The organism is Streptomyces sp. NPDC025721 (assembly GCF_055558595.1).
Window position 1 is genome coordinate 39559 of sequence record NZ_JBVHMF010000041.1, and the last position, 12208, is coordinate 51766.

Sequence of the window (12208 nt, forward strand, 5' to 3'; positions counted from 1 at the left end):
CCCTCCCCACCCTCCCCCCCCCCCCCCCCCTCCCCCCCCGCCCCCCCCCCCCCCCCCCCCCCCCCCCCCCCCCCCCCCCCACCGGCGGCGCCCTGGTGCCCGATGACGATGATGGTCACCGGACCTGCGGAAAGGACTCATTCATGACCACCATCCCCGCGCGGATCGTCACCCTGCGCGCGGCAGGCGCCGCCCTCGTCGTGGAGCTCGGCGAGCCGGTGCCCAGAGTCCTGCACTGGGGGGCCGACCTCGGCGATCTCTCGGACGCCGACCTCGCCGCGCTGAGCCTGACCGCCGAGGGCGCGGTGCTCAACAACTCCCTCGACGTCCCGCGCCGGTTCACCGTCTGGCCCACCGAGGCCGACGGCTGGTCCGGCAGCCCCGCCCAGCAGGGCCACCGGGCGGGCACCGCGACCACCCCGCGGCCGTCCCTGACCGGCGCCGAGCAGCGCGAAGTGCCCGGCGGCGGCGAGTTGGTGATCCGCCTGCGGGACGAGGTCAGCGACCTGGCCGTCACCGTCACCTACCGCCTGGAGCCGTCGGGCGTGCTCGGGGTGCACGCCGAGCTGACCGCGGGGCAGGCGGCGGGCTCCAACACGGACCCGGCGCCGTACGACCTGTCCGCGCTCGGCCTGCTGCTGCCGCTGCCCGAACGCGCCGGTGAGGTACTGGACTTCACCGGCAAGTGGAGCAGGGAACGCTCCCCGCAGCGCCGCCCGCTGCACTACGGCTCGTACGTCCGCGAGGTCCGGCGCGGCAAGCCCGGCGTCGACTCGCCGTACCTGCTGACCGTCGGCGTGCCCGGCTTCGGCTTCCGGGACGGCGAGGTGTGGGGCCTGCACGTCGGCTGGAGCGGCGACCAGCGGTATCTCGTCGAGCGGCTGCCGGAAGGCGCGGGCAGCGACCACGCCGTGGTGCTCGGCGGCGGCGAACTGCTGCGCGCGGGCGAGGTACGGCTGGCACCGGGGGAGTCGTACACCTCCCCGGTCTGCTGGTTCGCCTGGTCCGACGCGGGCCTGGACGGGCTCGCCGACCGCTTCCACACCCTGCTGCGCGCCCGCCCCACCCACCCGGCCACCCCGCGCCCGCTGATCCTCAACAGCTGGGAGGCGGTCTACTTCGACCACGACCTGGACCGGCTGCTGCGGCTGGTCGACCGGGCCGCCGAGGTCGGCGTCGAGCGCTTCGTCCTGGACGACGGCTGGTTCAAGGGCCGCCGCGACGACACCGCGGGCCTCGGCGACTGGACGGTGGACGCGACCGTCTGGCCCGACGGCCTGACCCCGCTGGCCGACCACGTCCGCTCCCTCGGCATGGAATTCGGCCTGTGGGTCGAGCCGGAGATGGTCAACCTCGACTCCGACCTCGCCCGCGAGCACCCGGGCTGGATCCTCGGCCCCTCGGCGGGCCTCGGACCCAGCTCCCGGCACCAGTACACGCTCGACCTCGCCAACGAGGACGCCTGGCAGTACCTGCTCACCTCGCTCGACACCCTCGTCGGCCGGTACGGGATCGGCTACCTGAAGTGGGACCACAACCGCGAGCTGCACGAGGCGGTCGAGCGCGGCCCCGGCGGCGTCGACCGGCCCGGCAGCCGCGCCCAGGTCCTCGCGCTGTACCGGCTGATCGACGCGCTCAAGGCCCGCCACCCGGGCCTGGAGATCGAGAGCTGCGCCAGCGGCGGCGGCCGGATCGACCTCGGCATCCTCGCCCGTACCGACCGGGTGTGGGCCTCGGACTGCAACGACCCGGTGGAACGGCAGACCATCCAGCGCTGGACCGGCCAGCTGCTGCCGCCGGAACTCTTCGGCGCGCACGTCGGCCCCACGCCCAGCCACACCACGAGCCGTCCCGGCACCGACACCTTCCGGATGGCCACCGCCCTGTTCGGCCACGCGGGCATCGAGCAGGACCTCAGCCGCTGCACCCCCGAGGAGCTGGCCCGGCTCACCCACTGGTCCGCGCTCTACCGCGAGCAGCGCCCGCTGCTGCACTCGGGACGGGTGGTCCGCGCCGACCTCGCGGGCGGCGCCGTCCTGCTGCACGGCGTCGTCGCCGCCGACGGCTCGGCCGCGCTGTACGCGTGGGCCAGGATCGCCACCTCGCCCGAGGGCCAGTCGGGCCGCGTCCGGCTGCCGGGCCTCGACCCCGCCACCGCCTACCAGGTCCGCGTCCGCACCGAGATCGGCCTGCCCTCCTTCCACCAGACGACCGCACCGCCGTGGCTGGCCCGCGCCCTCGAGGGCTGGCTGCCGCTGCCCGGCGCCGTCCTGGCCACGGCGGGAATCCCCATGCCCACGCTCGACCCGGAGCACGCGATGCTCATCGAGGTGCGCACGGCACCCTGACCCGGCGGACCGGCCGGCCGACGGGCGTACGGACCGGGGGAGCCCATTGGGGGAGGCATTCGTACCCCAGGTGTACGAATGTCGAATCCACCGGCGCAGGCGGCACGGCGAACCGCCCTCGAACGGGTCACGGACCCGCACGGAGGCGGTTCGTCCTGTTAGGCAGGAGTCGATGCCCGCCATCGAACCCTGGAGTCCCCTTGTCCTTCGCCACCGCCGCCCGCGAGGAGCCGACCGCCTGCCTGCCCGGCCCGGTGCCCGCCCAGAGCGACGGCGCCACGGCGCGGCCATTCGCCCGGATCAGTGAGTGGCATCTGGAGTACGAGGGCTTCCGGTACACCTGCCGGATCAGGCACCACGAACGGCCGGTCGACGCCCCCCTGCTGATCCTCGGCGGCTCCTCCCAGGACCGGCACTCGTGGATGCGGCACGAGCAGCGGATCGGCACCGCGGCCGACGTGATCACCGTCGACCTGCCGGGCTACGGCACCGCCGACTTCCTCCCGGCGTTCTACGGCATCGACTTCCTGGCCGCCGTCGTCCGGCATCTGCTGGACGAACTGGTCGTGCCCGCCGTCAACCTCGTCGCGGCCTGCTTCGGCGGCGCCGTCGGCCTGCGCTTCGCCCAGCACTACCCGGCGCGGGTCGAGCGGCTGTTCTTCGTCGGCATGACGACCCGGATCCCGCCGGACTACGCGGCGGCCATGGAACGCTGGGACGGCATGATCGACCGCGGCGAGACCGACCGGATCGCCCGCGAGCTCACCGACCGCTTCATGTCCCCGCCCGGCACCGGCCGGGTACGCAAGCACGCGGCCGTCGCCCGCCTGGTGTACGGCGGTCTGATCGGCCAGGACGCCGAGCAGTTGCGGAAGTCCGCCGAGCACAACAAGCGGCTGATGCGGCACGAGTGGTACCGGCCGGAGCCCGTACCCGCGGTGCCCAGCCTGGTCGTCACCGGCGAGTACGACACGCTGTGCACCCCGGAGATGGGCCGCGAGGTCGCCGCGGTGCTGCGCGCGGCCACCTTCCTGACCATCGACGAGACCGACCACCTCGCGCCGGTCGAGCGGATCGCGGACTTCGCCGACCTCGTCACCCGCTTCTGCGCCGGCCACCCGCTGGACGACCTGCCGTACTGCAGCGCCCCCGAGTCGGCCGCGGCCGGCACGCTCCGGGAACCGGCCGTGGCCTGGCGCGGCCGACCGTAAGACCGGCGGTATGAGCGACTGTAAAGCCCGGCGATGATGACCGGCGGTGACGGGAGTCCGCAAGGGCAGGGGACCCGCGCTACGGGGTCGGGATGCCCGCGGGCTTGTTCGGCAGGCCGAAGCGGACCGGGACGCCGGGGGAGTACAGCACGCTGACCGGGTCCCCCAGCGGCCGGGCCAGACCGGCGGCCGTCACCACGTCCTCGTCCAGGGACAGCAGCTCGGCGCGGTGCAGCGGCCAGCGCGGATGGGCGTTGGGCAGATACACCGGCCGCCCGAAGAAGGCGTTGTGCATGCCCCAGCGGGCGGTGAGGAAGTGTTCGAGTTCCGTGGGCTCCGCCACCGGCTCACCGATCCGTACGCTCAGCGAGGCCCGCGCGCCGCGCGGCCCCGGCCAGCGGCGGGAACTGGTGTACGTGATGGTGTCGGCGTCCCGGCGCACCGACATCCGCGACCACAGATAGGGCAGCCGGAAGACGCCCCGGCCCACGACGACCGGTATCAGCCGGGACGCGTCCAGCGACCGGAACACCACACCGCGCCGCCCCCGCTCGTCCACCGAGTACAGCCGCACATTCGTCTCGGGGAAGGTGCCCAGGTACGGCACACCGGGCAGCCGGAACCAGCCGACCCGGTGCATGCGGAAGGCGACCAGACCCACGTACGTGACGCCGTGCAGGGTGTCGGGCCGTACGCCCGGCGGCAGCAGCGGCGCCACCAGCCCAGGCTCCACCGGCCAGTGCACGAATGCCAGGTCCAGCCACCACTGCGTCATCAGCGGCTCGGCCGCGGCGCCGGGCGGCGCCTCGGCCACGATCGGCTCCGCGTCGGCGGGGATGGTGGACACGCCGTCCAGCATGCCACCGCCGCGTCACCCGCACGGCTCCGGGGGACGGCCGGTCAGCTCGGGCGGTAGCGGATCTCCAGCATCAGACAGCCGGGGCCCGTGCGGTACGGGCCGTGCGGCATGCCGGGAGGGCGGGAGGCGAAGTGGCCGCTGGCGAAGGTCTTCCCCAGGGTCAGATCCTCCAGCTCGCCCTCCAGGAGATAGACCTCCTCGTAGTAGGCGTGCCTGATCACCCCGGCGGCTGAGGTGTCGAGCCCCGGCTCCCAGCGCGCGAGCCGGGTCAGCTCCGCGCCGTCGGCGGCCGGGTCGTCGGACAGCACGCGCTCGCTGACGCCCGGCGAGCCCTCCGCCGGGGTCCACGGGATGTCCGCGGCGGCGAGGAATTCGTGTTCGTCCTTCACGGGGGAGACCTCTTTCAGCACAGGTACGGGGGTGCGGGCGCCGGTCTCGAATTCGGTTGACCGACGCATGCGGCCGGTATAGCAATGCCGGGTGATAGAAGGCGAGAAAATCCAGCTCAGGGCCAGGATCGAAAGCGATGTCCCGGTGCTCCACGCCGAGTTGCAGGACGACGTGGTGGGCAGGTCCCGCTCCGACTCCCGCCCTTGGCGCCCCATATCGCCGGGCACGGCGGACTCACCGTACGCGGTGAACGGGCTTCCTCCGGAGGTGGTCGTCTTCTCCGTGGTGGAGACGCGGACGCGGGAGCTGGCGGGCGCGGCCTCGATGTGGGGAATCGACACCCACAACCGGCTCGCCCACCTCGGGATCGGTCTGCGCCCCGCCTACCGCGGTCGTGGCCTCGGCACCGACGTCGTGCGCGCGCTGTGCCACTACGGCTTCGTCGTGCGCGGTCTGCACCGGATCCAGCTCGAAACCCTCGCCGACAACACCGGGATGATCACCGCGGCGACGCGCGCCGGATTCCGTGTCGAGGGAACGCTGCGCCGGGCGGCCTGGGTGTACGGCTCCTTCCTCGACGAGGTGGTGCTCGGGCTGCTCGCCGACGAGTGGACCCCGTAGGGCGGACTCACCGCGTCCGGCTCATGGACGTACGGTCGGTCAGCCGTCAGCCGTCAGCCGTCAGCCGTCAGCCGTCAGCCGTCAGCCGTCAGCCGGGGAGACCGGCGGACGGCCGCGCGGCGCGGTTCACGTGCCCTCGCGTACGCGGCAGGAAGTGGCCGACCCGCCTGGCCGGGAAGACGTATTGTCCGATATGCCCCGTTATGCTCGACGGTGTGAAGACGATCCGATCCCGCTGGCGCTCCTGGTGGCCGGACGTCCGATGGGATCCCGTCCTCCTGACCCCGCTCCTGCTGACCGTGATGATCATTGTGGTGGCGCTGGTCACTCCGACCGACTTCGCGATCAGCCGCCTGCTGCCCGCCGCTCCCGCGCTCGCCGCCTCCATGTGGCCGGTGCGCCCGACCGTCGCGCTGGGCGTAGTGGCGACCGCCGTGGTGGTCGGCGACTCGTTCATCATCGACTCCCCGAACATGCTGTTCACGGCCGGGGCGATCGCCGTGGTCACCGCCGCGGCCGGATACGCGGCGCACAGCCGGCTGCACCGCGAGGAGACCCTCACCCAGGTCAGATCGGTGGCCGACACCGCACAGGCGGTCGTCCTGCGGCCGGTGCCGCCCCGTGTCGGGAACGTGGACGTCGAGACGCTGTACGTGGCCGCCGCCGCGGAGGCCCGGATCGGCGGCGACTTCTACGCGGCGGCCGACACCCCGCACGGCGTACGCCTGCTCATCGGCGACGTCCGCGGCAAAGGGCTGAACGCGGCGGGCGCGGCCGGGGCGATCGCCAACAGCTTCCGCGACGCCGCCCACGACGAACCCGACCTCGCGGCGGTCGCGCGCAGGCTGGACAGGAGTGTGGTCCGCTACAGCGCGTCGATCCCCGGCGGCGACGCGCCCGAGCGCTTCGCCACCGCCCTGTTCGTCGAGATCCCGGCCGACGGCGGCCACGCCGTCCTCCTCAACTGCGGCCACCCGCCGCCGCTGCTGCTGCGCGGCGACCGGGCCACGTCCCTCGATCCGAGCGCCCCGTCACCGCCCCTGAACATGGCCGTGCTGATCGGATCCGACTACCGCATGGACACCGTCCCGCTGGTCCGCGGCGACCGGCTGCTGCTCTACACCGACGGCGTCATCGAGACCCGCGACGACACGGGCGCGTTCTTCTCGCTGCGCCGATGGGTGAGCGGCAGACCGCCCGTGGAGCCCAGGGAACTGCTCGACCAGCTCCGCGCCGAGCTGCTGCGCTTCAGCGACGGACAGCTCGACGACGACATCGCCGCCGTGCTCGTACGCTCCCGCGCGGGGGCGTACGATTCGCGCGGTTCGGGCAGCGCGGACGGCTCGTCCGGCTCAGGCGGCGGCTCACCCGGTTCACGCGGCGCGGGTGAAGACGTGTGAGCGGCCGATCGGGGTGAAGCCCCGCCGCGCGTACCAGGTGCGCGGCCAGTCGTCCGCGTCCGCGATCAGGAACAGCAGCGGGCACCCGGCCGCCAGGTGCACGGCGGTGGCGAGATTGACGTCCGCGTAGCCGCGCCGCTGATGCGTGGTCGCGGTGACGACCTCCTCGATCTGCGCGATGCCCTCCGCCGGGTCGAGGTAGAGGTCGGTCCACGCGCCGACCGCCCCCTGCTCGTCCCTGACCGCCAGGAAACGCACCTGGTCCGCGCCCCGCAGCCGGGCGGCGCGGCGGTCGGTGAGCTGGCGCAGCACCTCGTCGTCGGCCTTCGGCAGCCACTGCCGCGTCTGGCGCAGCACGGCGGACCGCAGGGCCCGCGGCGTGACGGTCTCGGCGGCCGGGTCCGGCGCGGGCGCGGGACCCGAGTGCCGCATCACCAGTTCCGTCTCGTGCTCGTAACCGGCCGCGAGCAGCGTCGGCGCGCACAGCACACCGAACTCGTCGTCCAGCACCGAGATCCGGCGGTGCGGCAGATGGGCGAGTACGGCGTCGGCGAACGCGGGCAGCTCGTCCACCGCCACCGGTCCCTCCACGACGATCTGATTGTGCTCGTGGGAGGCGGCGTACGCGCCGTTGAGGACCGCCGCGCCGCCGGGGAACTCGACGACGCACCGGGCCTGCCGCCGCTGGAAGGCGGCGCGGAAGGACGCGATGCGGTGCAGATCGACGGCGGAGACCTCGACAGCGGGCATACCGCCCAGTCTAGGAACACCTGGTCACGGCGCCGCAAGCGCATTTCCCGCCGCCCGCGCGCCGTACCGCTGCCTCGGGGAGGCGCGACCGGTCGGCCGTCACTCCCCGATGTCCTCGTACCAGAGCTCGGGCCGGGCCGCGATGAAGTCCCGCATGAGCGCGACGCAGTCGGGGTCGTCCAGCAGCGTGATCCGCACGCCGTGCTCCGCGAGCCAGTCGTGGCCGCCGGAGAAGGTGCGCGCCTCGCCGATCACCACATGGCCGATGCCGAACTGCCGGATCAGCCCCGAGCAGTACCAGCACGGGGACAGCGTCGTCACCATCGTCGTGCGCCCGTATCCGCGCAGCCGTCCGGCGGCCCTGAAGGCCGAGGTCTCGCCGTGCGCCGACGGGTCGCCGTCCTGCACCCGGCGGTTGTGCCCGCGGCCCAGCACGTGCCCGTCCTGGCCGAAGAGGGCCGCGCCGATCGGGATGCCGCCCTCGGCGAGCCCGGCGCGGGCCTCCTCCAGGGCCGTGGCCAGCATCGTTGTCGGGTCCGGGGCCGCCGCGTCAGTCATGTGCCCACTGTGGCCGCGGGGGAGCGCCGCCGCAATGCCGTCGGCGGCGGACGGCCCGAGGCGCGGAACCGGTCCCTTCCCCCGTGGCCCGGCGCGGACGCCGTGCAAGGGTAGTGACAGGCGTGGCCCGCGTTGCTTCAATGCGGCAAGCGCTTTCCGTCCCCGTTTCCCTGGAGCCGCCGCCGTGCCGATATCCCGTCGTGTCCTGCTCTCCTCGGTCCCGGCGGCGAGCCTGACGGCCCTGGTCGCACCCTTGCGCGCGCGAGCCGCGGACGGCCCGGTCCCGGCGGGCGGCGCGCACAGCGCGAGCGCGGACCAGGCGGCGCTCGTCGCCAACACGGTGGCGGTCTTCGCCGGTACCGCCGAGTCCAACGTTCGCCCCGAGGTCGCCGCGAAGCTCACCGCGATCGAGGCGACCGCCCGCGCCAGGCTGGCCGCGCTGGGCACGGCAGGAGCGCATCAGCTCTTCGGCGGCCTGACGCTCGGCACCAGCGACACCAACCTGACGACGTCGTTCCAGTACCTGTACGAGACGGCGCTCGCGACCCGCGTACCCGGCGCGCCCGGCGGTCCGGGCTCCGGGCTGCGCGACGACGTGGCCGTGCAGCGGCGCGTCATCGACGGCCTGGCCTTCCTCTACGACGGCTACTACGGCGACCAGGCGAAGGGCTACTACGGCAACTGGTTCAACTGGGAGATCGGCATCTCCACCCACGTCACCAAGACGCTGCTGCTCCTCCAGGACGCCCTCGCCGCCTACCGGCCCGACCTCACCGCCGCGTTCGTGGCCGCCATGGACGCCTATCTGCGCAATGGCGAGGACGGCGACGTCGACCTCGACTCGCGCTTCCACACCGGCGCCAACCTCGCCGACATCACCACCAACCGCATCCTGCAAGGCGCGGTCCTCGGCGACGACGCCCGCACGTCCAAGGCCGTCGCCGACCAGTTGACGGTCTTCGCCACGATCGACCCGTACGGTCTGCGGCACGGCGTCACCGACGGCTTCTACGCGGACGGCTCCTTCATCCAGCACGCCTCCGTCGCCTACACCGGCTCGTACGGCACCGGGCTGCTGAGCCGCGTCGTGCAGACGGTCCGGATGCTGGACGGCACCAGCCATGTGCAGGGCGACGACCTGATCGGCGTCGTGCAGGGCTGGATCGCCGAGGGCTTCGCGCCGCTGATCTTCGAGGGGTGGATGACCGAGATCGTCAAGGGCCGCGCGATCTCCAGGACCACCACCGGATACGCGGACATCGCCACCGTCGTCGAGGCCGTCACCGGAATATCCGCCTACGCCTCCGCGAACGACGCGGCGGCGCTGGCCGGTTACGTCCGCTACGTACGGCAGACCTCGCGGGCCGCCCTCGACCCGGTCACCTTCGTCTCCCCGACGACCGTCGTCCGCTACGCCGACATCCTCGCCGACACCTCGGCCCCGGCGCGCGACCTCGTCCCGGCCGCGCACCACGCGGCCCTCAACTCCATGGACAGGACCGTCCACCGCCGCCCCGGCTACGCCTTCGCGCTGGCCCGCAGCTCGGCCAGGATCAGCAAGTACGAGTACATGAGCGGCGAGAATCTGCTGCCGTGGTTCCAGGGCGACGGCGCCCACTACCTGTATCTCACCGGCCAGGACCAGACCCGCGCCTACGGCATCGACTACCTCACCGCCGTGTCGCCCTACGGCCTCGCGGGCGTCACCGCCCCCGTCGAGACCCGGCGCAGCGTGCCCGAGCTGTACGGCACCGCCTGGTACGACAACCCGGACCAGGGCTTCACCGCCTCCTCCGAGTCGCAGAACACCTACGTCTACTTCCCGCGCGCCACCAACGCCCTCTCCGGCGGCGCCACCCTCGGCGCGTACGGGACGGCCGCCTTCGTGCAGTCCGACGACGCCGCCTACGCCGCCGAGCGGGCCGGGCTCCTGCCGGACGACTTCGTCGTCTACCGCAACGCGGACGCCACGAAGTCCTGGTTCATGCTCGACGACGAGATCGTGGTCCTCGCCGCCGGAGTCGGCGACGGCGCGGGCCGCGCGGTGACCACGACGCTCGACACCCGGATCGCCGACCCGGCGGACCCGGTCACCCTCACCGGGCGGCTGCGCGACGGCGCCCCGTGGTCCGGCACCGGCACCGCGCCGCTGGCCTGGCTGCGCTACGCCGACGCGGGCCAGGGCACGGCCGTGGGGTACGTCTTCCTCGACGGCTTCGAGGACCGGCGACAACCGGACCGGGGACACGGGCGGTCCGGACCGCGCACCACCGTCGCGCTGGACACCGTCGCCCGCAGCCGCCGCGTCGTCCGTACCTCCAACCCCGACACCACCGTGACCAAGCAGGTCTTCGCCGTCCGCGTCGAGCAGGCCGCCGGAGCGCGGCCGGTCTCCGTGGCGTACGCCCTGGTCCCGCACGCCACCGAGGCGCGTCTGCGGTCGTACGCCCGCGGCCCGCTGTCGGTGGTCGCCAACTCCACGGCGGCGCAGGCGATACGCCACCGCGACCTGGGCCTGCTCGCCGTCAACACCTTCACCGCGGGTTCGCACCACGCCGAGCGGCTCTCCGTCGAAGGGCCCGCGTCCGTCCTGCTGCGCGAGGACCGGCGCGGCGTGGTCTCCCTCGCCGTCGCCGACCCGACCACGCGGCGCGACCGGATCACGCTCGTCCTCCGGGGCCGTCCGCTGCGCGCGGTCACCGCCGACGACGGCGTGCGCGTCTCCCGTGTGCCCGGCGGCACCCGCGTCGAGGTGACCACCCGGCACGCGTACGGCCGCAGCTTCACGGCCACGCTGCGCTGACCGCCTGGCCCGGCCGGTCCCCGGGAACCGCGGCGACCGCCGTGGGCGCTGTCCGTCGCGGGTCCCGGTAAGGGGTCGGCAAAGGATCGGCGCGGACCGCCCGCGTGTCCGATTCGCCCGCATGCCGTTCGTCTACAGTCGTGTAGTCGTCGGCCTGTCGGGGCTCGCCGCCCTGGTCGGCGCGTGCTCGGGGCCGTGCTGTGCGGAGAGCGGAATCGGCCTGCGCGCCGGGAGAGTTGCGGTCCTGTGGAACAACCTGTGGAGCAGCGGTCCGCGCGTGCGCGGACGGTCGGAGCGGTGCCGTACGAGTCGGCGGGCGCCGGTCCCGTACGGCACCGGCGGACGGGGCGGAGCGGCCTCGCGGCCGGCGGCGCCCTGAGCAAGGTGCCGGAGGTGACCGCCTGGTTCTGGCTGACCAAAGTGCTCACCACCGGCATGGGCGAGACGACCTCGGACTTCCTGGCCCGCGCGCTCGGCCCGGTCGTCGCGGGCGGCCTCGGCCTGATCGGCCTGGTGGCGCTGCTGGTCGCCCAGTTCCGCGCGCCGCGCTACTCGCCGTGGATCTACTGGTCGGCGATCGTCATGGTCAGCGTCTTCGGCACCATGGCCGCCGACGTCGTGCACGTGGTGGCCGGGGTACCGTACGCGGTCTCCACGGTGGCCTTCTCGCTGATCCTCGCGGCCGTGCTCACCGCCTGGTACGCCAGTGAGGGGACGCTGTCCATCCACAGCGTCCGCACCCCGCGCCGCGAGGCGTTCTACTGGGCGACCGTCCTGACCACCTTCGCGCTCGGCACCGCGGCCGGCGACCTCACCGCGGGCAGCCTGCACCTGGGCTACTTCTCCTCCGGCGTCGTCTTCGCCGTCCTGATCGCCGTACCGGCGCTCGCGGGCCGCTTCCTCGGGCTCAACGCGGTGGCCGCCTTCTGGTGGGCGTACATCCTCACCCGCCCGCTCGGCGCGTCCTTCGCCGACTGGATGGGCGTACCCCTCCACCGCGGCGGCCTCGGCTGGGGCACGGGACCGGTCAGCCTGGTGCTCACCGTCCTGATCGCCGCGCTGGTGGGCTTCCTGGCGGTCAGTCACCGCGACCTGCCCGCGAACGCGGGCGCGTAGCACCGGACGTGGCGCGCGGTCGCGCGCGCCGCCGCCGGGATCCGGCGGCGGGGGGGGGGGGGGGGGGGGGGGGGGGGGGGGGGGGAGGGGGGGGGGTGGGGGGTGGGGGGGGGGGGGGGGGGGGTCGCAGCCGGAGGTGATCACGGTGTGCG

General features: G+C 73.7%; 10 protein-coding genes. 6 read left to right on the forward strand and 4 right to left on the reverse strand.

The window, feature by feature from the left end:
- Positions 1 to 143 precede the first annotated feature (143 nt).
- Complete coding sequence (locus tag ACZ4EF_RS34930) at positions 144 to 2348, forward strand: alpha-galactosidase (protein WP_467508196.1); 2205 nt, start codon at positions 144 to 146, stop codon at positions 2346 to 2348.
- A gap of 200 nt (positions 2349 to 2548) precedes the next feature.
- The gene (locus ACZ4EF_RS34935; protein ID WP_355334916.1) at positions 2549 to 3559 is read left to right on the forward strand and encodes an alpha/beta fold hydrolase; all 1011 of its coding nucleotides are present in this window, start codon (positions 2549 to 2551) and stop codon (positions 3557 to 3559) included.
- A gap of 79 nt (positions 3560 to 3638) precedes the next feature.
- Here ACZ4EF_RS34935 and ACZ4EF_RS34940 read toward each other — a convergent pair whose 3' ends face one another.
- Together ACZ4EF_RS34940 and ACZ4EF_RS34945 are read right to left on the reverse strand one after the other, a co-directional pair.
- Complete coding sequence (locus tag ACZ4EF_RS34940) at positions 3639 to 4334, reverse strand: YqjF family protein (protein WP_391048219.1); 696 nt, start codon at positions 4332 to 4334, stop codon at positions 3639 to 3641.
- A gap of 125 nt (positions 4335 to 4459) precedes the next feature.
- Complete coding sequence (locus ACZ4EF_RS34945; protein ID WP_467508198.1) at positions 4460 to 4876, reverse strand: cupin domain-containing protein; 417 nt, start codon at positions 4874 to 4876, stop codon at positions 4460 to 4462.
- A 22-nt stretch (positions 4877 to 4898) separates the two neighbouring features.
- Here ACZ4EF_RS34945 and ACZ4EF_RS34950 point away from each other — a divergent pair, with 22 nt between their 5' ends.
- Together ACZ4EF_RS34950 and ACZ4EF_RS34955 are read left to right on the forward strand one after the other, a co-directional pair.
- Positions 4899 to 5429: a GNAT family N-acetyltransferase gene (locus ACZ4EF_RS34950; RefSeq protein ID WP_391047761.1), complete on the forward strand. Its 531-nt coding sequence runs from the start codon at positions 4899 to 4901 to the stop codon at positions 5427 to 5429.
- Between the two features lie 215 nt (positions 5430 to 5644).
- A complete protein-coding gene (locus ACZ4EF_RS34955; protein WP_467508201.1) occupies positions 5645 to 6829 on the forward strand; it encodes a PP2C family protein-serine/threonine phosphatase in 1185 nt (394 codons plus the stop codon).
- Here the strand turns inward: ACZ4EF_RS34955 and ACZ4EF_RS34960 are convergent.
- Together ACZ4EF_RS34960 and ACZ4EF_RS34965 are read right to left on the reverse strand one after the other, a co-directional pair.
- Entirely contained in the window at positions 6803 to 7579 is a 777-nt protein-coding gene (locus tag ACZ4EF_RS34960) for a GNAT family N-acetyltransferase (protein ID WP_391162638.1), read from the reverse strand. The two genes, ACZ4EF_RS34955 and ACZ4EF_RS34960, sit on opposite strands and share 27 nt — an antisense overlap.
- Positions 7580 to 7678: 99 nt before the next feature.
- The gene (locus tag ACZ4EF_RS34965; protein WP_401307403.1) at positions 7679 to 8137 is read right to left on the reverse strand and encodes a nucleoside deaminase; all 459 of its coding nucleotides are present in this window, start codon (positions 8135 to 8137) and stop codon (positions 7679 to 7681) included.
- A 184-nt stretch (positions 8138 to 8321) separates the two neighbouring features.
- Here ACZ4EF_RS34965 and ACZ4EF_RS34970 point away from each other — a divergent pair, with 184 nt between their 5' ends.
- On the forward strand, positions 8322 to 10940 hold the full coding sequence (locus tag ACZ4EF_RS34970) for a polysaccharide lyase family 8 super-sandwich domain-containing protein (RefSeq protein WP_467508203.1): 2619 nt from the start codon (positions 8322 to 8324) through the stop codon (positions 10938 to 10940).
- A 375-nt stretch (positions 10941 to 11315) separates the two neighbouring features.
- The gene (locus ACZ4EF_RS34975; protein ID WP_355335763.1) at positions 11316 to 12056 is read left to right on the forward strand and encodes a COG4705 family protein; all 741 of its coding nucleotides are present in this window, start codon (positions 11316 to 11318) and stop codon (positions 12054 to 12056) included.
- Positions 12057 to 12208 lie beyond the last annotated feature (152 nt).

Bases quoted from the DNA above. Each gene is read 5' to 3' on its own strand.
- ACZ4EF_RS34930 (WP_467508196.1), top strand. From the start codon at position 144: ATGACCACCATCCCCGCGCGGATCGTCACCCTGCGCGCGGCAGGCGCC.
- ACZ4EF_RS34940 (WP_391048219.1), bottom strand. From the start codon at position 4,334: ATGACGCAGTGGTGGCTGGACCTGGCATTCGTGCACTGGCCGGTGGAG.
- ACZ4EF_RS34945 (WP_467508198.1), bottom strand. From the start codon at position 4,876: ATGCGTCGGTCAACCGAATTCGAGACCGGCGCCCGCACCCCCGTACCT.
- ACZ4EF_RS34960 (WP_391162638.1), bottom strand. From the start codon at position 7,579: ATGCCCGCTGTCGAGGTCTCCGCCGTCGATCTGCACCGCATCGCGTCC.
- ACZ4EF_RS34965 (WP_401307403.1), bottom strand. From the start codon at position 8,137: ATGACTGACGCGGCGGCCCCGGACCCGACAACGATGCTGGCCACGGCC.